Consider the following 21,280-nt stretch of genomic DNA (forward strand, 5'->3'; position numbering starts at 1 on the left):
ACTACGCCATGCTGGACGAACCAGCCATGGCCGCATAACTTAAACGAAATGGCCTCCGGCAAACCCGGCGCGGTTCACTCGGCAACTTTGCGCCACACCGGACATTCCTCGAAGGGTCTCTGGTCGCCTCACAATCCCAACGGTGGCGGTACAAGAGGCAGTCGATTTTGCGACAGCCGTCACGCGCATTCGAAGATATCGCACACCTATTTCTAGACAGTAGTACGCCAGCGGCGGCTCAAACGACAGCAGCTTGGACGATCACACGATCCTTCTGGCGTTCCGTCACCAACAAGCGCAGGGCGCGTTGCGTTCGCAACGGTTCCGTGTTCTCGATAGTGCGGGCCAACATCAAATCTTCTCGGTTAGCCCACGCCCACAGACATATTAGCCGCTTGTCGGTGGCGATCCGCTGAAGAGCGTCCAAAGCGAGGCGATCTAAGGCTCGAATTCCCTCGTGCAGCAATGGTTCGTCGGTGGTATCGTCCAGAACATAGTAGTCACCCTCGTCGACGAGATGCCCATGGGTCGTGAGTCCGACCAGAACGCCCCGCGCTCGGGTTGAATTCGCTCGTCCGAGCCAAGCAAACAGCTCGAAGGGGTTGATCCTGAGCATTAGGAGCGCTTTGACGATGCGTACGGACACAAGGTTATCCATGTCTGTGTTCGACTTGCGCATTACACGCTCGAATGGCACGGGATCGCCGCCGTTGAACCAATTCATCGCGACGCTGCAGAACAAGGCGCGCAGAGCATCCTGCTCTTCTCGCGGCCAGCGCCAGAGCCCAAGTCGCATAGCGCCTTCCATTGGAAAGTAGTCATCGTCAAAGTTCAGGAATGTTAGTTCCAGCCCACGGGGCAGCCAATGCAGGAATGTGTCGCGGCCGCCGGAGCAGTTAGGATGCTCGAAGTAGATTTGCCCGAAGCTTTCGAGGGTGGCGCGACGCGGATCGCCCGCACTTCGTGTTCGTGCCTCGTCATCTACCGCGAAGCACTGGCGGCACCAATCCCATCGCGGACGATAGCCGGAGAAAGCCGCGTGGAGCTGAGAGAGACAGCTATCGACATCGGGAGGATTGAGGTCGAAGCGATACAGGGTTTGCTCGGCCTGATGGTCTGATTGGCGACGAGTTTTCTTCAACGAGAGGCTCCCTAAGGCAAAACGGTTTAAGCCATGAAGCGATGAAACATAGATTTGTCCTCTGGCAGCCCGCATTGTCCATATTCTGCAGATGATTGCTCAAAAGCGAGGTGATCGCAAGCGGCGCCGTCGCAGGCGAGCTGAACGCTTCCCACCATGTCCACTCTGGGCCAAGTGCTGTCTTCGCAGCTTTGCGCCAACAGCGGACGTCTTCAGCCATCGGTGACACCAACAACGCTGTCATTCTGTCAAATTCTATGAACCTTTCAAAACGCAGGAGAGGCAGGTGGAATGTCTTCTGAAGACTGGTATGACGAGGGCTGGGAGACCGGAGGCAAGAGTAATGACCAGAGAAGAGATGCTTACCTATTCTCAAGCGGTGTGCGATGGCCTTCGTGAGGACGAAGACGGTGTGCGCCGGGAGGTTCTTACACACGCGGGAAGCCGATGGTCGCTCGGCGTCATACATACCCTCGGTGTCTATGGCAGGCTTCGGCACGCAGATATCGGAAAACGAATGCACGGCGTCACGCAGCGAATGCTCACCCGAACGCTCCGCCAACTTGAAAGAGATGGTCTCGTCACTCGCCACGATCTCGTTGAGATGCCGCCTCGGGTTGAATACGAACTAACAGAACTAGGGATGGGTCTTCTCATCCGAATGGTTCCGCTGTGGACATGGGTCGTGGAGAATTCCGGCGAGTTTCTCAAGGCACGAGAGGATTACGATTCCTGCCCGCCAGAAAAACCTTCCTGGCAGACATTTTGACGAACAAGCGTTGCGTCGAAATGGAGGAAAGCACGCCCGCATTCTAGCGTATGCGGATCGCAGCGTGACTTGGGGGCATTCTCGGACCACGCTCCCAAGTCACTGTTTCCTGTCCATGATGGCTGCGGGCGATCTCACTTGCCGCAAAGATTCGTCTCGATCCAATCGGACACAGCCGTCACTTTGACGCCTTGGCTTACGTTGAACGTGTTAGCTTTGTCCCACGCCATGCCGCGCCCAATACCAAAGGCTGCTCGGTACTTCCGCATCATGTTCTGGGGGTCGTTTGCTAATTCCTCCATCAGAACCGGGACAGTCCATTCGGACCGGCTGAAGGGGCGGTTCAAACCTACTTCCAGTTTGTCTGCGAGTTCACCGTAGGTGATAGTATCCCCGGCAAGGAAGACGATCTCGTTGCTAATGGTCGGCTCGTAGAAGACGATTTCAGCGGTGAGAGCACCAATGTCGTCGGGTGTGGTCAGCGTGACAGCAGTGTCGTAGCTGCCGAGGGCGTTGACTGTGTGCGTCTGCAGATCAACGACGCCGAAATCCGGTTCGAAGAGATAGCTCATGAACATGCCGGTGGAGATGATGACCCACTCAGTCTTGCTCTGGGAGCGAAGGAGTTCCCGGACATCAAGCTGAGCGTCGAAAATGTCCTGCGGGCCGCCGCGTCCGATCGCTTCGAAATCGACGCCGAATTGCCAAGGGAAATAGCGTGGAATCCCGGATTGCAACGCCGCCTTGGCAAGCTTCATCGGTGTATTAATCCCAGCCGCATAGCCAGCGCAGCCGATGACGGTGTCGTACCTCGAGAAAAGAGACGCCAGTTCGTCGATTGAGCTCTTCACCAAATCACCTTCGACGATCTCGATACCAAGGTCTCCGATTTCAGCGATGTCGCGCTGCTTCGCCGGCACATCAGATACAACGGCACTTGCGCGCAGAAAAACGCTGATCTTCGCGCCCTCGACGTCCTTGGCGCGAAGAGCCAGGTTGCGCAGAACGGGCATGCCGAGTTCCCCGGCCCCCAGGACAAGAATGTTCCGAGACTTCACGGTGGAGGCTGTTGTGTTCATCGATTTGAATCCTTCAAAATCCTGTGTTGCCGCTATTTGGCAAGTCAGGCCAACGAAGAAAAGAAGGTACACGGATGATACTGCAGCGAATCAGAAGAACGGCAATGCCATAATCGGCTGTCCGCTTTGGGCCGAGGCTGTGTGAAAACACCAGCGCAACCCATGGGATTTCCTAATCGAGCTTGGTCTGGTGGAATTGGCTGGATTTTGTGTTTGTTGGGTGCTGTAAGGCGTCGGAGACAGGCCTGAAGGTTGGTGTGGCGGTTTTTGCGGCCCAAAATGGCGTTCAGTTGCCGCCTCAAGCGGCCATGGCTGTAATGAGCGCTCCTGCACCAATCATATTGATCATACGTTTGATGTTATAGGCCAATACGTGTAGCGCCATCTCCGTTCGGACGTTGTTCAGCCTGCGCATCTGGAAATGGGTTGATCCCATCCATGCTTTAATGGTTCCGAACGGATGCTCGACCGTGCATCGTCGGGCGCGCATGAGGTTCGGGTTCTTTTCCATCCGGGAATACATAGCGTCGATCAGATGCTCGTGTTCCCAGCGCGTGATCCGCCGTTCCTTGCCTGTTGTGCATTGTGCCTTGAGAGGGCATGACGGACAATCGGTGCGCCAGTAACGCCGAAGCATCAGACCCTTTTCCTCCGTTGTATACCTGTATGCCAAGGCCTTTCCGGCAGGGCAAACATATGTATCGGCGCTACCGTCGTAGACGAAGTCAGCCTTTACGAACATGCCTTTTTTGCGGTTGTTCGACGTCTCTGGCCTCGGCACTGTTGCAGTGATCCCGGCCTCATGGCAGCTAAGCAGTTCTGCTCCATTGAAGTAACCACGGTCGGCGATGGCATCGAGCTCATCGAGCTTCAATGTTTCCATTGCCGCTTTGGCCATGGGCCCCAGTTGCGATCTATCATTGCCGATATTAGTGACCTCGTGCGTGACGATGAGATGCGTCTCTACATCGACTGCCGTCTGCACGTTGTAGCCCACCACACCCGTGCCTTTGCCATGTGTCGCCATGGATCGAGCGTCTGGATCGGTCAGCGAAATCTGGCCGTCTGGTACATCCTTCAGCGTTTCTGCTATTCCTTCCAACCGACGGACTTCCTGTTGAACACGAGCGAGCTTCTCCTTCAGCCGTGTGACCTTGCGCAGCGTCGCCTCGGATTGCTCTAGCGTGTCGGCCCTTCCCATCTCCTCTAAATATCGCGAAGCGCTTGCTTCTAGGTGGCTGATCCGTAGTTCGATTTTGCCGGAAGTGAAATTGCGATCCCTATTGTTAACGGCTTTGAACTTGCTGCCATCAATCGCAACATTGCCACCACTCAACACACCGATCTGACGGCATAGTTCAACAAACCTGGCGCAGGCCTTACGGATTGGCGGACCATTGTCTCTGCGGAAATCGGCTATGGTTTTGTGATCCGGAACCAATCGCCCGGTCAGCCACATGGCCTCAACATTGCGCCCGGCTTCACGTTCAAGCCGTCGGCTTGAGGGGATGCGGTTCAGGTAGCCGTAGATGAAAAGCTTCAGCAACATCGAAGGGTGGTAACAGGGCCGTCCGGTTTGCGCAGGTGACATCCGGCAGAAACCCGCGCCGACCAGGTCCATGGCATCGACGAATGCATCGATCACTCGAACGGGGTGATCTTCGTCGATCCAATCCTCAAGGCGATCTGGAAAAAGCGTAGCCTGATCACGACTGATGCCTTCGATATAGCCTGACATTGCCACCTCCGATCGACGAAAATGATTCTACCTCAAAACCGGGTTTTTACACAGCCTCGGCCAACAGCAGACTTCATCCGCGTCTTTGCGCTCATTAACTTCATGGCATCAGAATCATCAATCTGGCTTTGAATGGGACCGCTGGCTATGGCGATCCGATGTCGCCTGTGACCTGTCAATCAATCGTTAGTCCGTGAGGTTTGGGGCGATATAAACCGAGCTCCGCAGTTGTCCACCCCGCCGACGCACATCCGATCGCAGGCACCCACGACAACGCGGCGCACGCGAGATACTGGTGCCGATGCCTTGAACCGCCGAACCGTCTTCTCTCGGTCTAGTTCGGTGTAAACCCCGCAGGCCCTGCATTCGACGGCGATGATCGGCCCCTTGATCGATCGTAATGTTGGTTCCTGATCCATGCTTCCCTTGGTTGTCTGAAAAAAGTCCAATCGGACCGGTCACTTAGCAACGCCTGTTAGAGTCCTGATTCATCTCGGTTTTCTCGTGATGACAAATGCACGTCATCTAAAATACCCGATTCTACCGACTTGACTCTGTCTATTGAACGGAACAGAAAGAGAACGTCAATCATTTTTGGGAATGAATTCCTGCCAAACTCGAGCCGAAGGAGGTCCGTGAATGAGAACGTATGCCCGGTCTCCAGGTCTCATCGACGACCTGCGCGAACAGATCGCCAAGCTCGAAGGCGGGTCCGCGAAAAAGGCGGAATGCCTACCGTTCGGAGTTCCCGAGATCGACGGCAAGCTTCCCGGCGGGGGACTGGCTTTCGGCGCGCTCCACGAGTTCGCTGGCGGCGGTGCGGGAACGGTGGACGGCGCGGCTGCCGCGCTGATGGTGGCCGGGATCGCCGCGAGGACAAAGGGGAAAATCCTCTGGTGCCTGAGCAGGCCCGACCTGTTCGCCCCGTCTATATCGCAGGCGGGCCTTCATCCCGACCGCGTCATCTACGTCGAGGCGGACAAGGAAGAGGATGTCCTGGCCTCCTTCGAAGAGGGTTTGAGCTTCGGCGGCCTCGGGGCGGTCGTGGGTGAAATCGTCCGGTTGCCGATGACCGCTTCGAGACGGCTTCAATTGGCCGCCGAGAAGTCGGGAACCATGGGTCTCGCTCTCAGACGGTGGAGACGGCAGACCGAAGCCAACGACTACGGCCAGCCGACCGCATCGGTGACGAGGTGGCGGATAAGCCAGTTGCCTTCGGAAGGCATCCCGGTTGCGGGCGTTGGGAGGCCGAGATGGCTGGCGGAGTTGATGAGATCGCGTGCGGGCGAGTGTGCAGAGTTTTGCGTTGGAGCATGTGATGGCAAGGGTCGTCTCTCTATATTTCCCCCGATGGCCTACGGATCGGATACGGAGGGCAGGGGCCGACGGCACACCGCCTCCTGACAAGCCGATGGTGGTGATATCCCGGTCAGGGTCCAGGCGGACCGTCTGCGCAGCCGATGATGCCGCGCGAAAGCTCGGTCTGCGCATCGGCATGCCCGCGAGCAAGGCCCAGGCGCTGGTCGCCGATCTCGCCATGTACGATGCAGACCCGGTCGGCGATCTGGCCGCGCTCGACAAGATGGCGCTCTGGATGCTCCGGCAATACAGCCCGGTCGTCGCCGTGGACGGCACGGACGGCATCGTCATCGACACGGAGGGTGCCGATCATCTTCAGGGTGGCGAAGAACTCATGGTGTCGGGGATGGTCAATCGCCTCCGTGGTGTCGGCGTGGTGACGCGAGCGGCCGTGGCGGACACGTGGGGCGCGGCGCACGCGATCGCCAGATGCACCTCAGCCGAATGGACGGTCGTTCCCGTGTCCGAGACGACGAAGGCCGTCCTGGGCCTTCCTATCGTCTGTTTGCGACTCGCACCCGAAACGGTGAACAGCCTGCGGGTTCTCGGGATCGAGACCGTCGGCCAATTGTCGGCCATGCCACGAGCGCCGTTGACCCTGCGCTTCGGCCCGGAGGTCGGGAGGCGGCTGGACCAATTGTTTGGTCGTGCGGCCGAGCCGATAGAACCCATACGGTCCCCCGAGATCGTGGAAGTACACCGCCCGTTCGCCGAGCCGATCGGGGCCGCTGAGACGATAGCGAAATACGTCGGCCGCCTTGTCGGGCAGCTTTGCTCCGAGCTGGAGACCCGCGGCCTCGGTGTCCGCCGTTGCGACCTGATCGTCCACCGCGTCGACAATACGATACAGGCGATCAGAGCTGGCCTCGCGAAACCCGTCCGTGACGACAAGAGACTGACGCGTCTGCTGACCGACAGGATCGAGAAGATCGATCCGGGCTTCGGTATCGAGAAGCTGTCGCTCGTCGCGACATGGGCGGAGCCTCTGGTCGAAAGGCAGCAGTCGTCGTCCCTGATCGAGGAGACGGTCGTCGACGTGACACCGCTGGTCGATATCCTCGGAAACCGCGGACACCGCATCTACAGGATGACCCCGGTCGCCGGCGATGTCCCCGAACGGAGCTTCCAGCGTATCGGTCCCATGTCGGAAGAGAAGGGCGTCGATTGGCCGTCGAACTGGCCGCGACCAAGCAGGCTCCTCGCGCGTCCCGAAGAGATCGAGGTCCTGGCGGTCCTCCCGGATAGCCCTCCAAGAACGATGACATGGCGTGGTAAGCGTCGTCGGATCGTGCGTGGTGACGGACCGGAGCGCGTCTTCGGGGAATGGTGGTTGCGGGATGCCGAGTTCCACGCCGTCCGGGATTACTACGTCGTCGAGGACGACAGCGGCGAGCGCTTCTGGGTCTACCGCGCAGGCGACGGCGTGGACACGACGACCGGGTCGCATCGCTGGTTCATACACGGGATATTCGGTTGATGAGATACATCGAACTCCAGACAACGACGCACTTCTCGTTTCTGCGCGGAGCGTCCAGCGCCGACGAGCTTTTCGCCGCCGCGGCGGAACTCGGTATCGAAGCGCTCGGTATCGTGGACAGGAATTCACTGTCGGGGATCGTGCGGGCATGGGAGGCATCGAAAGCGACGGGCGTGCGCCTGATCGTCGGATGCCGCCTGGATTTAACCGACGGCATGGCGATCCTGGTTTATCCGACAGACAGGGCTGCTTACGCCCGTCTTTGCCGTCTCCTGTCGCTGGGCAAGTCCCGTGGCGGCAAGGCGAAGTGTATTCTGGATTTCAGCGATGTCAGCCTTTACGCGGAGGGCATGATCGGCATCCTGATCCCAGACGAAGCCGACGAGACGTGTGCAATCCAGCTTCGCAGGATGTCGGAGCTTTTCGGAGCCCGGGCCTATGTCAGCCTGTGCCTCAGACGACGCCCGAACGACAAGCTCCGCATCTATAACCTCTCGAACATGGCCGTCAGACACCGCGTCCGCACGGTCGTCACGAATGACGCGCTTTTCCACGAGCCGGGCCGTCGGCAGCTACAGGACATCGTCACCTGCATCCGCCATAACAAAACGATCGACGACATCGGGTTCAACCGTGAACGCCACGCGGATCGTTATCTCAAGCACGCCAGGGAAATGCACCGACTGTTCGATGCTTATCCGGAGGCGCTCGCCCGCACGGTCGAAATCGCGAAGCGCTGCACGTTCTCCCTCAGCGAACTCGAGTACCAGTATCCGTCAGAGGCTATCATTCCCGGTCTGGGGGTTCAGGCCACCCTGGAGAAGTTTACCTGGGAGGGAGCGGCGGATCGTTATCCCGAGGGCGTGCCGGAAACCGTTGTGAAAACAATCCGGCACGAGCTCCAGCTCATCGAGACGATGAAGTACGCCCCGTATTTCCTGACCGTCTTCAATATCGTGCGTTTCGCGCGGTCCAAAGGCATCTTGTGCCAAGGCCGCGGTTCAGCGGCAAACTCCGCCGTCTGCTACGTCCTCGGGGTCACGAGCATTGACCCAGAGACCAACGACCTCCTGTTCGAACGGTTTGTTAGCCAGGAACGTGCCGAGCCGCCGGACATCGACGTCGATTTCGAGCACGAGCGGCGGGAAGAGGTCATCCAGTGGATTTACGACACCTACGGCCGCACCAAGGCTGCCCTGTGTTCGGCGGTCACGCGCTACCGCGCCAAGGGCGCACTCCGTGACGTAGGCAAGGCTCTGGGGTTGCCCGAGGACATGATCCGTCAGCTGTCGTCAGGGGTCTGGGGCTGGAGCAAGGAGGGGGTCTCCGAGAAGGAGGTCAAGGACAACAACCTGAACCTGAGTGATCGAAGACTCCGACTGGCGCTCGAACTCGCGCAGCAGCTCATGGGCGCGCCTCGACATCTGAGCCAGCACCCCGGTGGTTTCGTCCTGACGAACGACCGCCTGGACGAGCTGGTGCCGATCGAGCCGTCCGCCATGGACAATCGCCAGATCATCGAATGGGACAAAGACGACGTCGAAGCACTCAAGATGATGAAGGTCGACATTCTCGCGCTCGGCATGCTGACCTGCATGTCGAAGGCGTTTGCGCTCATTAGGGAACACAAGAACGACGTGATCGATCTCGCGAATATCAAGCAGGAAGACAATGCGACCTACGCGATGATCCGGAAAGCCGACACGCTCGGGACGTTCCAGGTCGAGTCCCGTGCACAGATGGCGATGTTGCCGAGACTCAAGCCGCGCACGTTTTACGACCTCGTCATCCAGGTCGCGATCGTGCGCCCGGGGCCGATCCAGGGAGACATGGTCCATCCGTATCTGCGTCGCCGCGAGGGCAGGGAGGCCGTCGATTACCCGACCCCGGAGCTGGAGGCGGTCCTCGGCAAAACCCTTGGCGTTCCGCTTTTCCAGGAAAGCGCGATGAGGGTGGCTATGGTCTGCGCGGGGTTTACTGCGGGCGAGGCCGACCAGCTCAGAAAGTCCATGGCGACCTTCAAGTTCACTGGCGGGGTCTCCCGGTTTAAGACCAAGCTCGTCGACGGAATGGTCCGCAACGGCTACACGCCCGAGTTCGCGGAAAAGACGTTTTCACAGTTGGAAGGGTTCGGTTCCTATGGCTTTCCCGAAAGCCATGCCGCGTCGTTCGCGCTCATCTCCTATGCCTCCTGCTATCTCAAATGCCATTTCCCCGACGTGTTCTGTGCCGCCCTTTTGAACTCTCAACCGATGGGTTTCTACGCACCCGCCCAGATCGTCGCGGATGCCCGCGCGCACGGTGTCGAAATCCGGCCTGTCTGTGTGAATGCCAGCCGATGGGACTGCACGATTGAGGCCATTCCCGGTACCGAGCGCCATGCGGTTCGACTTGGGATGCGGATGGTGAAGGGGCTGGCCATGCGCGATGCTGCCCGCATTGTCGTCGCTCGGGCGGACCAACCGTTCATCTCCGCCGACGATGTCTGGCGGCGGTCGGGAGTGCCGACGGAAGCCCTGCTACAGCTTGCCGAGGCGGATGCCTTCAGGCCGTCGCTGAAGCTTGAGCGACGGGATGCGCTCTGGGCGCTCAAGGCACTGCGCAACGACCCGCTGCCACTGTTTGCGGCGGCCGCCGAGCGTGAAGCCGAGACGGTCCCGGAAATGGTCGAACCGGAGGTTTCACTTGTCCCAATGGTCGAAGGCCGACAGGTGGTCGAGGATTACGGACACACGGGTCTGACGCTACGGGATCACCCGATGAGCTTCCTGCGAGAAGACCTGAGGCGGAAGAACATCGTCACCTGCGCGGAGGCGACGAGCCAGCACGACAGCAAGTGGCTCTGGACCGCGGGCATCGTGCTGGTACGCCAGAAGCCGGGCAGCGCGAAGGGGGTGATGTTCGCGACGATCGAGGACGAGACTGGAGTTGTGAACGTCGTGATCTGGCCGAGCCTGTTCGAACGCCAGCGGCGGGTCGTCCTGTCGGCTTCGATGTTGGGGGTGAACGGGAAGATTCAGCGGGAAGGCGATGTCGTCCATCTGGTCGCTCAACGTCTGTTTGACTTCTCCCGCGACCTCAGCAGCCTCGGTGAACGCGACACGGCGTTCCCGTTGCAACACGGGCGCGGCGACGAGTTTTCGAGGGGCGGCGGTCCTGATCCCAGAGGCAACCAGAAGCCTGCCGTTCCAGCGAGGGACATCTTCATACCGGACCTCCATATCGATACGTTGAAGGTGAAGGCGCGGAATTTCCTGTGAGCAAGGTCGGGACGGCTTCTAGATGGCGCTGAGAAGATAGCCAAGGTTTCGCCATGGCTATCCCCGTTCGTTTTCAGTCGGGCGGATTTTGTTGCCGCCCTATCGAGTTCAGGAAAGCTTCGCTGCGATTTTCGCGACGTGAGCGCCCTGGAATTTGGCAGCGTCTAGTTCGACCTGCGACGGCATGCGAGAACCGTCGCCGTCCGTAATCGTGGACGCTCCATATGGCGAGCCGCCCTTAACTTCCTCGACGCCCATTTGCCCCTGGAATGCGTAGGGAAGTCCCACGACCACCATGCCGTGGTGTAGGAGTGTTGGAATGAAGCCGAGGATAGTGGATTCCTGCCCGCCGTGCTGTGTGGCCGACGACGTAAACACCGATCCGACTTTGCCGACCAGCTTCCCCTGCGCCCACAGGCCACCTGTCTGGTCCCAGAAGTTGCGCATCTGGGAGGCAACGGTTCCAAAACGAGTCCCGCAACCGATTATGATTGCGTCGTACTCAGTCAGCTCATCGGCAGTAGCGATCGGGGCTTGCTGATCGAGCTTGAAGTGCGAAGACTTCGCGACGTCTTCAGGTACGAGTTCAGGAACCCGTTTAACGACAGCCTCGGAGCCTGCGGAACGCACACCCTCGGCGACGGCGTTTGCCATCGTTTCGATGTGACCATACGCGGAATAGTAGAGAACTAGGACCTTGGACATTTGATTTCCCTTCAAAAAGAATGGCTGTGCACTAATATGGATACAGATGTTTGTGGCTACTTCTAGCCACCTCAACGGAGACACATCGTTCAATTTACAAGCGCGCGAGGACGGTTTCTCTACAGGCGGCGGTCTCGCCCCCTAAGACAACCTGAAGAATTCGGCCCCAGCGAGAAACATGTCCATACCGCACCTGCACATCGACATGCTGAAGCTGAAGGCGCGGAACTTCCAGTGATGGAGAGCCTTAAGCTTCACGTTGCCGAGATGACATGCTTATGTAGCCCACGCTTAAATTCGGGAGATCACGATGTGCAACTTGTATACTGTCCGCACGTCAGCTGGCGAGGTTGCCGCCCATTTCCGCGCACCGAACACTTTGCAAACCAACGCGCCTGAGGATGTCTATCCTGGGACACCTGGGATGGTGGTGACGGGAAAAGATGGCCTGAGAGAGCTTCGCTCGATGACATGGGGATTTCCCTTGCGTCTTAAAACGATGAAGCCGGATGCAAAACCGAGGCCCGTGAACAATGTAGCGGACATGACAAAAGGGATGTGGATCGGCCTTGCCCGAAAGCCCGAATGGCGGTGCCTGATCCCCGTTACGCATTTCGCGGAGGCCGAAGGCGAAAAGGGCCGGATGACACGGACATGGTTTTCGCATCGGGACGACCCGATATTCGCGTGGGCAGGCATATGGCGCGTGAGTGACGAGTGGGGTCCCGTTTACAGCGGCGTGATGACCGACGCGAACGCTGCGATCCAGCCCGTCCATCATCGGATGCCAGTACTGCTTCAGAGCGACGAATATGAGCAGTGGCTCCACGGAAGCTTTGATGAAGCGCTTGCGATCCAGAAACGGACGTTTCCGCCTGAGCTGATCGTGGTGAACCGTACCGACGAACTGTGGGCGAGGAAAAAGGCGAGTTCGGAGAGTCCGACGCTTCTGTAGGCAGTATGTTCTGGGAGCTGGGAAACCTTCGGAAAAGTGATTTCATACAGGATTAGGGTTGTCATCCTCAGGCATATCAGGAACAAACCGCCGTCCCGTTGCTTTAGGGTTCATCGAAACCGCAGAATTCGAACAGCTCGTTAAACCCATCGCCCTTGTCGTAGATGACGAGCCGCTCATTCTGCTTGACACGGCGGATATGATTTCGGACGAGGGATACTCAGTAGTGGAAGCGTCCACGGCCGATCAGGCGTTTGCGTTCCTCGACAGACATTCATCGCTCCAGCTTCTTTTCACCGACGTTCAGATGCCCGGCGACCTGGACGGCTTCGGTCTGGCGCGCATTGTCGCGGAGCGCTGGCCGCACATCCGCGTCGTGATCGCGTCCGGGGCGATCGTTCCCGGTCCGGGCGACCTTTCGGGCAACGCGAAGTTCATAGGCAAACCGTTTACGGCAGAACTCGTCCATAAAACACTGTTAGAGCATGGTTTTAGCAAACAAGACCCTGATGCCTCCATTTAGCACATAGGCGGAAGCTTTAGAATTCCACTCTCTGGGTCACGTCTTTACGACAGTTTGGAGCGCAGATTTCAGGTAACGCTCCGTAAGTGCATTACCACTCTGCCGGGCGAGCGCGATGGCCGCGGAAATATGGCCTTCGATCCCTGCCTCTGTCTCGTGGATTTCCATGTCTTCGGTAGGAATCACAATCCCGGAGTACGTGACTGGCAAACCGTTTTCATCGCGCGAACAGGAACCGATGCTGACGAGGGACTTGTACTGTCCGCTAGGGCAACGAATACGATAAGACGTAACGGCGGGCGGTCCGCCCAGCAAGACACTATGGATGCGCTCGGCCAGGCGCGCGCGATCATCTTCGACGATCAGAGAAAGAATGAATTCCACCGCGACCCCTTGGACGAGGTCATCGTCACCTATCTCGTAAAACTCCCCGAACGTCTCGTCGGCGGTAATTATATTCTCAGGGATCGACCACGAGTAAAACGCCACTTTTCGCATCAAGCGGTTTAACAGCTTCGTTTCTTTAACATCTGTCTGCATACGGCCCCACGTCCCGGCACGTTTCCTTCACCCTGACAAAAGCTAGAATCTGCAAATCCGAAAAACAAGACACAAAGCTAAAAGTTGACGCCTTTATTCGTTTCCTCTAATGATTGCCTATCGATCTTTTGCTTGTTGAACTTCGGTTACCGCGCTTCCCCTGCGTCTCGACGAACTTTTCTTTCAAACTATCGTTATGCTTCTCGCGAGGCCTTCAGGCCTTGCGCACTGACAACGACGTATTGAAAGGGTTCATCATGGCCACAGGCACAGTAAAATGGTTTAACGCCACCAAGGGCTTCGGCTTCATCCAGCCTGACAACGGCGGCGAAGACGCCTTCGTCCATATCTCGGCGGTCGAACGCGCAGGAATGCGCGAAATCGTCGAAGGACAGAAGCTGAGCTACGAGCTCGAGCGTGACAAGAAGTCGGGCAAGATGTCGGCGACGAACCTTCAGTCCGCATGATTTTTGACTGCTTCCGCTTTGACCACGGACGTACTGGCATCGCAGGAGCAGCATTTTTGAAAGGCCGGACAATCGTCCGGCCTTTTTCAGTTTAAAATAACCTTTGGAGGGCCTCATGTCCCAGAGCAAATCTCGTGAACACGCCGAACTCGCCTTCAGCGATGTGCAATCCCAGTTTTTCGGCCGCGGAAATGCAGTCGAAGAGATCGACCACGTGACCAGATCGCGTGAGGAAAAAACCTCTCGCCTACGTGAAGCGCGGCTTGCAAAAGAGGAAGAGGATCGTTTGATAGCGGCCACCAAGCCCGCAGTCAAAACTCGCAAAAAGGCTTGAGCCACGTAGGTTGTCATCAGCGGCGCGATTCGCTGGCGGAACGAGTATTTCTGTTGTTGAGGTGGTGTCTAAATGCCGACACGATGGTCATGATTTCCTGTGTCACCGACTTGTTCCGCTGTCCAAAACGCCTAGATTGTAGAAAAATATCTACGGCGGAACTGATTTGACTCATTCAGAGACTTTGCCATGGCTCGTCGGCGGCGGCGACACCGGAAACGCGATCCGAAAATACGATTGGACAAATAATCCGGTTGGATTTCCCGCGAACTGGCCTGAAAGCCTCAGGACGTTGGTCGGCGTAATGCTCAGCAGCAAGCAGCCCATGTTCCTTGCATGGGGTGAAGAGCGGCGCATGTTCTACAATGACGGATACGCCGAGATGCTCCAGAGCCGCCACCCTGCGGCGATGGGCGAGAGGCTCGACGTAGTCTGGAGCGACATCATGGACGATGTCGGTCCGCTCATCGAAGACTGCTACCGTGGCAAGCCGACATACATGGACGACATCGTCCTTTATATGACAAGACAGGGGGAACCGACCGAAACCCACTTTGCGTTCGCATACACTCCAGTGTTGGCAGTCGATGGCTCTGTAATTGGCGTCTTTTGCACGACGACCGAGACGACGGAGCGGGTAAAGGCGGAGCGCGCTCGTGCGCACGCTGAACAGGAACGCGTCCTCCTGGACCGGAAACTGCTCGCCGCCGCCGAAGGCGAACGAGACCGCTTGTTCGAAATGTCCCGCGACCTCTTCGGCGTCGCTACGTTTGACGGAATGCTAAAGACGATCAATCCGGCCTGGTCCCGCCAGCTCGAGCGGTCGCATGAAGCTCTGCTCGCGACGCCGTTCGCCGAAATTATCCATCCCGATGACCTTCCCACAACTGGCGATACGGTTGCCGCCCTCCAATCGGGCAAGCCAGTCCACCAGTTCCTCGTCCGCCTTCTAAAGGCAGATGGCACGGCGGTTCCGTTTGCGTGGTCCGCTGTTCCTGACCCGACCCCCGGAAGCAACAGTTTCTATACCGTTGGTCGAGACATCTCCGAACAGGTGGCTGCGGAAGCCGACCTCAAAATCGCTCAGGACGCGCTTCGGCAAGCCCAGAAGATGGAGTCGATCGGCCAACTGACGGGCGGCATTGCACACGATTTCAACAACCTTTTAGGCGGCATCAGCGGTAGTCTCGAGATGCTTCAGAAGCGATTGTCTCAGGGACGGTACACAGAGGTCGACAAGTACATCGACGGAGCACAGGGAGCGGCCAAGAGGGCAGCCGCACTGACGCATCGGCTTCTGGCGTTCTCCCGCCGTCAAACGCTCGATCCAAAGCCTACCGACGTAAAGATTCTCGTAGATGGCTTGTCTGATCTGGTGGCGCGCACAGTCGGTCCTCAAATCGAGATGAAGGTCATCGCGCCCGACGATCTCTGGCTCACTTTGGTCGACCCCAATCAGCTAGAGAACGCGCTCCTGAACCTGTGCATCAACGCCAGGGACGCAATGCCGGACGGCGGGAAGCTGTCCATCGAATTATCGAACCACACATTCAGGGGAAGGGCGGCGACTGAGCGAAGCCTGTCACCCGGAAACTATCTGTCGGTCTGCGTGATCGACACGGGTTCCGGCATGACCGACGAAGTGCGAGCGCGCGCAGTGGACCCGTTTTTTACGACCAAGCCACTTGGCCAGGGAACGGGTCTCGGTTTGAGCATGATCTATGGCTTCGTAAGCCAGTCCGGCGGGCAAATCCGTATCGATTCAGAAGTCGGCAAAGGAACCACGATCTGCCTTTACCTTCCCCGGTTTGAGGGCGAGTGCGAAATAGACGATGCCGTGGAAACCGGGCCGTCAGTCGCGATCAAAGGCAAGGAGACCGTCCTGGTGATCGACGACGAGCCGTCGATCCGTATGCTGGCCGTCGATGTACTCGAAGAACTCGGGTACCGAACGCTCGAGGCGGGCGATGGTCCTTCCGGATTGACGATTCTCCAGCAGTTTCCCGAGGTAGAACTCCTCGTCACGGACGTGGGCCTTCCCGGCGGCATGAACGGCCGCCAAGTGGCCGACGCCGCCCGCGCCGTGAAGCCGTCGCTCAAGGTCCTGTTCATAACCGGATACGCCGAAACGTCCGTCTGGAAAGAAGGCAGTCCGGAGAAGGGCATGCAGGTTCTCACCAAGCCGTTCTCCGTAGACAGTCTGACGCAGAAGGTCGGCGAACTGCTCGACCGCTAGTAACGGATCGACGACAGTAATCGGACCGATGATCGTCGGGCTGCTCTTCCACGAATCCTTTGGACAGGACGATCCCACGCCCCTGACCTAGAGGCGCTTGCAATTCAGCATTCCGAGGTCGTTCTACTCGCCTACCAGAGCTCGTCTACCAACGTTGCGCCGGTCTGTCAGGGCTGTCACGCTTGAACAACGTAACTAGGTGGCATGGACGATGACTATGGTGGACGACATCGTGAACAACCCGACGGAGATAATGATTTCGGTCATGCATCTGCAGGAGGAAGCTGGACTCATGCGAGGACTCGCCAGCTTTATCCGGAGAAATGACGAAACAATCCGGAAACAGGCTTCCCAAGGGCAGTTAGCAAGGTCCGTAGCGACACTTCAACGTGCCGAAGTGGCGTTTGAACTCGAACGAGCCCATGGTTCGGGGTCTCTCTTAAAGCTAGGACACCCTTTCGTCCGTTTGCTGATTTCGACGCGGGTTGTTGACGTCAGAAATATCGTCGAAGCAGTGCCTCCGTCGGCGGTTCCTAACTCCGTCCTGGCGGCTTGAGAGAAGCGGTCATCCTCGGCAGGTCCAGCAGAAGCGTAACATCTCCCCGTAGCCGCGAGAGGGGCAGGGACACCCCTTGTCGACACTGGGTCGCACCGTCAGACCCATCCACCCCATATTCTGTCACTTGTCAGCGGGCAATAAGGAGTTGAGTGCCGAAATCAAGTAACGTTCGGTCAGATCGCGCTTGCTGTTCCGGGCCAAATCGATCGCCGCTGAAATCTGTGACTCGAGTTGCACATCTTCCACCGCATTGCCGAAATTTTCCTCGACGAGCACGACCCCGGTGTAAATAGACGGGTCGCCGTTTGCGTCTTTCGAACACGAGCCCATGCTCAGAAGAGCTTTCGTGCAGCCGCTTGGACAAAAGATTCCGTATGACGAAACGAACGACTGCCCGCCAAGGATGACGTCATGAATTCGAGCAGCCAACCGGGGACGGTCCTGGTCGACGATCCTGGCGAGAATTTTTTCGACAGGTAATCCATGCGCCAGTTCTCTCTCGTCGATCTCGTAAATGTCCGAATATGCCTTGTCGGCCGTCAGAATATTCGTTTGAAGCGACCACGAATAAAAGCCGGCACCGCGCATCGAGTGTTCGATCAGTTTTTTTCTTGGATTTCCCATGCCTGTCTTGTCCTGTGTCCTCTCGCTAATCGTGCCAAGACGCGATAGCCGACCATGAGGGTGATTGCGTGGCGCAATCGCCCGTCACGGACGGCTATCGTATGGCTCGTACCACAATGGACATTTACTCGACGTTACCGAACGTCACCGTGGATCGGCGACAGCCACGTATACCACCGTATGGCCGTCATACCGAGGCTCGAACCATCGGCCCTCGCAGTCTCGGTAGCTGATGCCGCTCACCACCACCGTCACGCATTCCGGCGGTAGGGTGGCGAGCACCGTTCCCACGACGATAGCTGACGCGGTCGCCGCGGTCCAGGCAACGCCCGGCCTCCAATAGCCGGGCCAGTACGGGGCCGGAGGTGGTAGTGGCGGAAGGGGACGCGGGATCGGAGGATGTGGCAACGGTCCGGGTGGGTGCGGGCCGGGGCCTGGATGCGGACCGGGCAATGGCGGGTGAGGATGGAGTCCGGACGGATGCGGCACGGGGTGCGGCCCCGGCCGCGGGTGTATCACGTGCGGTGGATGCTGCGCGGGATGAAAGCGCGGCTGCATATGGGTCGGCGCGTTGAAGTGGTGCATGCCGCCCGCGTGCATTCCACCTCCGCCGAAGTTCATACGGGGGCCTCTTCCGCCGAAGCCGCCTCGAGCCTCTGCCGTCTGCGGGATGATGATCGCGGCGGCAAGAAGGGCGGTTAAAACGATACCGGGCTTTTTCATCGGCTTGCCTCCTTCAGAAAGCGTATCTTTTCGGAGCCGTCTTCCGGCTTGTACTGGAAGACGTCGTCGGCGATTTCCGCGTTTTCGGTCCACTCGAGCACGGTCGTGATGCGAGGTCTGGTCATGTCGTCGCGGTCGACGAGCGAAACCTTCAGCGGCAACGCTCCGCCCTCGGTGGCGATCCAAATCTCGGCGTCCTGATCCTGACCTCTGAAGGCCCAGTGATCCGTTTCCTTGCCGTCGATGGTGGCATGACCGACGAGGAAACCCTCCCTGATCAGATCGGTCGGCGCATCCGGAGTACCCCACGCGAAGAGATCGGCGAGCGGGAACGCGAGATCGTATTTCTGGGCGGCCTGTTCCAATGTCTCTTTGATGGTCGCGGGCGCGGGCACCTGCGCATAGATTTTCTGGTCAGGCGAGGCATAGACCATGGTCTTGCCGTCATAGACGAGTTCGCCGTGGACCACGTCCGAAGCCAGGTCGATGCGAAGGCGGTCCGGGCGCTTCACCTCGTAGGTCGCCACGCTTCCGATTTCGAGCTTCTGGTCTGTATCCAGCACGATCTCGGACGTGGTTCGGGCGGTGATCTTGAACGACTGCAGCGACTGGAGGTGTTCTCCCATCGCCTTGAGGGCCTCGACGGACCCCGGTTCGATGCGCGGCTCTTCTGGCCCCCGGTCCTGGGCGACTGACGATGTCGTCATGAACACCGCAGCAAGAGCCGCGGTGGCAGAGAGACGTATAGTTCCTGTTCTGGACATCGCTTGCGTTCTCCTCCTCGGTTGAAAGATGCTCCGACGCTAGGATGTAAAGGGACGACCTCAAAGGACGTTACAGTTACGGTAACGTAACGGGGGTCGGTCCCGGTCTCACGTCGGTGCCGCCGACGCGGCTTTCGCCTCCAGGAGACGCGCCGCCGACAACGCGGCAGCCTGTTTTTCGTCTCCGCCGACCTGGACCGTCGGCTGAGCGAATTCGATGCCGTTTTCCTGAAACGCCGCCCGGATCATCAGGTTGGCACGGCGACGGATCATGGACTGGAGTCCGCTTGGGCGCAGCGTCATCCCGAAACTGAGAACCATCCCGTAGTCGCCGAACTCCTCCACGCCCTTCATCTTCAGAGGTTCGATAAACAGAGCCGAGAATTCGGGGTCCTCGGCGAGCGTGGCACCGATCTTCTTGGTGAGCTTGCGTGCCTTCTCGACATCGGCATCGTAGCTAACGGAGACCCGAAACTTCACGACACCCCAGTCACGGCTCATGTTCTCCACCGCGCCGAGTTCTCCGAATGGAACGGTATAGACGGGACCGCGGTGGTGGCGCAGACGGACCGATCTCAGGCTGAAACCTTCGACCGTGCCTTTGTAGCTCTTTGCCTGAATGTATTCTCCGACCCGGAAAGCGTCGTCCAGCATGTAGAAAACGCCGCTGATGACATCCTTCACCAGCGTCTGGGAACCGAAACCGAGCGCGACACCGAACACGCCCGCACCCGCGATGAGAGGGCCTATCTCGACCCCGAGTTCTGCGAGCACGATCAGACCCGTGACGACGGCGACCATCACCGCCAGCACGTTGCGGAAGATCGGTAAGAGTGTCCGCAGTCGCCCCTGGCGGGCAAGGTCGTTCGCGTCACCGACCGGGCTCGATACCAGAAGCCTGCGGTCGATCCACGATTTGGCCATGTGCCAGACAAGGTCGGCCAGCAGCAGGACGACGACGCTTTTAAGTAATCCGTACGAGAAGGCTGCAACGCGAGGATCGCTGCGGACGAGAGAGTTGGGGTCGAACCGCCAGACCATCGCCAGCCACGCCACCGCGCAGATGATCACCGCGCCGCGGCTTCCACGGATGAAAAGAACGCGCCTGGTCTCATCGGTATTTTCAGGGATAAGGCCCGCGACCGTCTGCCCGACCAACCGGAGCGAGGACGGGAGTGCCATCGCGTAGACCGCCAGCCAGAACAGACCGTGCAGGCCGACGCACCAGAGCGCCCATACCGCGATGTATGCCAGGCAAAGTGCGACGCGCCGACGGACCGTCACGCCTCGCGACAGCATCGTAAACGTCAGTATCATGAGAAGGAGGATCGCCGACGTACAAAACCAGACAGCAGCCGATGTCGCCGGATCAACGGATAAAGGCCGTCCGAGCGATGCGAAGGTGATCCCGGCGATCGCCACGCCCAGGAACATTTTCGACCGTCGCTTCGATGACGGCATCATGGTCGTTGACGCGTCTAGAAGAACGCAGATCAGGCGGTACGCTATAACCCCGATCAGGGAGACCAAGAGGATGATGCGTGGGAGAGGGGGCCAGTCGAAGGCAAAGAAGACGAGCGCCATTGCGGCGGTGAATATACCGATCGCCAGCAGGCGGTCGCTAATCCGGCTATCGGGTCTTGCCTTTGAAAAGAGTTTCTCGGCGACGAGGCCTACTGCAACAAGGCCCAGGAAGATCACAAAGACTGGAAGGCCACCGTACGCCAGCGCTTGCGCCCTGGCCTCTTGCGCCACTGCGCGGATTTCTGCGGGTATTCTCGGGATGGCGTGGAGCATGCGGTCGAGCCGATCGCGCGTTGCCGTTTCCCACTCGGCCAGACCACCGCCTGCCGTGGCCGTTTGCGAACTGGCTTGAGGAGCCTGTTGCAGCCATGATCTGACCTCCGGGTCCTGCAAAAGCCTGACCAGGTCGTCGACCTTTTGCGGGCGAGGGCCATCCTGCGCCTGCACGGGACCGGACATCATGACGAGTAACAATAGCCCGGCCAACCACTTCATACGAGCGT

Annotated in this window: 18 protein-coding genes; 10 read left to right on the plus strand and 8 right to left on the minus strand. The window is 58.6% G+C overall.

Features of this window, described 5'->3' with window-relative positions; translation table 11 throughout:
• Window positions 1-238 precede the first annotated feature (238 nt).
• Complete coding sequence (locus tag ATO67_RS23150) at window positions 239-1,141, minus strand: hypothetical protein (RefSeq protein ID WP_158667369.1); 903 nt, start codon at window positions 1,139-1,141, stop codon at window positions 239-241.
• A gap of 343 nt (window positions 1,142-1,484) precedes the next feature.
• Here ATO67_RS23150 and ATO67_RS17945 point away from each other — a divergent pair, with 343 nt between their 5' ends.
• Complete coding sequence (locus ATO67_RS17945) at window positions 1,485-1,910, plus strand: winged helix-turn-helix transcriptional regulator (RefSeq protein ID WP_067652796.1); 426 nt, start codon at window positions 1,485-1,487, stop codon at window positions 1,908-1,910.
• A 134-nt stretch (window positions 1,911-2,044) separates the two neighbouring features.
• Here the strand turns inward: ATO67_RS17945 and ATO67_RS17950 are convergent, their stop codons facing one another.
• Both ATO67_RS17950 and ATO67_RS17955 read right to left on the minus strand, forming a co-directional pair.
• On the minus strand, window positions 2,045-2,989 hold the full coding sequence (locus tag ATO67_RS17950) for an aromatic alcohol reductase (RefSeq protein WP_067652798.1): 945 nt from the start codon (window positions 2,987-2,989) through the stop codon (window positions 2,045-2,047).
• A 298-nt stretch (window positions 2,990-3,287) separates the two neighbouring features.
• Window positions 3,288-4,727, minus strand: a complete 1,440-nt coding sequence (locus ATO67_RS17955) for an IS1182 family transposase (RefSeq protein WP_067652475.1) — start codon at window positions 4,725-4,727, stop codon at window positions 3,288-3,290.
• Between the two features lie 639 nt (window positions 4,728-5,366).
• On the opposite strand from ATO67_RS17955, the gene ATO67_RS17960 reads away from it, so the two are divergent.
• The 3 genes from ATO67_RS17960 to ATO67_RS17970 are packed head-to-tail and all read left to right on the plus strand — an operon-like array spanning window position 5,367 to window position 10,823.
• The gene (locus ATO67_RS17960) at window positions 5,367-6,131 is read left to right on the plus strand and encodes an ImuA family protein (protein WP_067652477.1); all 765 of its coding nucleotides are present in this window, start codon (window positions 5,367-5,369) and stop codon (window positions 6,129-6,131) included.
• Entirely contained in the window at window positions 6,046-7,563 is a 1,518-nt protein-coding gene (locus ATO67_RS17965; protein ID WP_082760322.1) for a Y-family DNA polymerase, read from the plus strand. The genes ATO67_RS17960 and ATO67_RS17965 overlap by 86 nt, the downstream gene beginning before the upstream one ends.
• Window positions 7,563-10,823, plus strand: coding sequence for an error-prone DNA polymerase (locus ATO67_RS17970; RefSeq protein WP_067652481.1), 3,261 nt, complete (start codon window positions 7,563-7,565; stop codon window positions 10,821-10,823). The genes ATO67_RS17965 and ATO67_RS17970 overlap by 1 nt, the downstream gene beginning before the upstream one ends.
• Window positions 10,824-10,931: 108 nt before the next feature.
• On the opposite strand, the gene wrbA is transcribed toward ATO67_RS17970, so the two are convergent.
• Window positions 10,932-11,528 (minus strand): NAD(P)H:quinone oxidoreductase type IV, encoded by a 597-nt coding sequence (gene wrbA, locus ATO67_RS17975; RefSeq protein WP_067652483.1) that lies wholly within the window; start codon window positions 11,526-11,528, stop codon window positions 10,932-10,934.
• A 310-nt stretch (window positions 11,529-11,838) separates the two neighbouring features.
• Here wrbA and ATO67_RS17980 point away from each other — a divergent pair, with 310 nt between their 5' ends.
• Entirely contained in the window at window positions 11,839-12,483 is a 645-nt protein-coding gene (locus ATO67_RS17980; protein WP_067652486.1) for an SOS response-associated peptidase, read from the plus strand.
• Between the two features lie 58 nt (window positions 12,484-12,541).
• Entirely contained in the window at window positions 12,542-13,006 is a 465-nt protein-coding gene (locus ATO67_RS17985; RefSeq protein WP_245304023.1) for a response regulator, read from the plus strand.
• Between the two features lie 36 nt (window positions 13,007-13,042).
• Here the strand turns inward: ATO67_RS17985 and ATO67_RS17990 are convergent, their stop codons facing one another.
• Complete coding sequence (locus ATO67_RS17990; protein ID WP_067652488.1) at window positions 13,043-13,546, minus strand: PAS domain-containing protein; 504 nt, start codon at window positions 13,544-13,546, stop codon at window positions 13,043-13,045.
• A gap of 257 nt (window positions 13,547-13,803) precedes the next feature.
• On the opposite strand from ATO67_RS17990, the gene ATO67_RS17995 reads away from it, so the two are divergent.
• The 3 genes from ATO67_RS17995 (at window position 13,804) to ATO67_RS18005 (ending at window position 16,583) form a co-directional block, all read left to right on the plus strand.
• On the plus strand, window positions 13,804-14,013 hold the full coding sequence (locus tag ATO67_RS17995) for a cold-shock protein (protein WP_067652490.1): 210 nt from the start codon (window positions 13,804-13,806) through the stop codon (window positions 14,011-14,013).
• A gap of 115 nt (window positions 14,014-14,128) precedes the next feature.
• Entirely contained in the window at window positions 14,129-14,347 is a 219-nt protein-coding gene (locus tag ATO67_RS18000; RefSeq protein WP_067652492.1) for a hypothetical protein, read from the plus strand.
• A 304-nt stretch (window positions 14,348-14,651) separates the two neighbouring features.
• A complete protein-coding gene (locus tag ATO67_RS18005; protein ID WP_245304024.1) occupies window positions 14,652-16,583 on the plus strand; it encodes a hybrid sensor histidine kinase/response regulator in 1,932 nt (643 codons plus the stop codon).
• Window positions 16,584-17,262: 679 nt separating this feature from the next.
• On the opposite strand, the gene ATO67_RS18015 is transcribed toward ATO67_RS18005, so the two are convergent.
• Window positions 17,263-17,766: a PAS domain-containing protein gene (locus ATO67_RS18015; RefSeq protein WP_067652496.1), complete on the minus strand. Its 504-nt coding sequence runs from the start codon at window positions 17,764-17,766 to the stop codon at window positions 17,263-17,265.
• Between the two features lie 540 nt (window positions 17,767-18,306).
• Here ATO67_RS18015 and ATO67_RS23155 point away from each other — a divergent pair.
• Window positions 18,307-18,468: a hypothetical protein gene (locus tag ATO67_RS23155; protein ID WP_157940890.1), complete on the plus strand. Its 162-nt coding sequence runs from the start codon at window positions 18,307-18,309 to the stop codon at window positions 18,466-18,468.
• A 17-nt stretch (window positions 18,469-18,485) separates the two neighbouring features.
• Here the strand turns inward: ATO67_RS23155 and ATO67_RS18025 are convergent, their stop codons facing one another.
• Together ATO67_RS18025 and ATO67_RS18030 are read right to left on the minus strand one after the other, a co-directional pair.
• Window positions 18,486-19,253 (minus strand): DUF2092 domain-containing protein, encoded by a 768-nt coding sequence (locus ATO67_RS18025; protein WP_245304025.1) that lies wholly within the window; start codon window positions 19,251-19,253, stop codon window positions 18,486-18,488.
• A 108-nt stretch (window positions 19,254-19,361) separates the two neighbouring features.
• A complete protein-coding gene (locus tag ATO67_RS18030) occupies window positions 19,362-21,272 on the minus strand; it encodes a mechanosensitive ion channel family protein (protein WP_067652500.1) in 1,911 nt (636 codons plus the stop codon).
• Window positions 21,273-21,280: the final 8 nt, after the last annotated feature.

This window comes from Agrobacterium bohemicum (genome assembly GCF_001562555.1).
GTDB classification, from domain to species: domain Bacteria; phylum Pseudomonadota; class Alphaproteobacteria; order Rhizobiales; family Rhizobiaceae; genus Agrobacterium; species Agrobacterium bohemicum.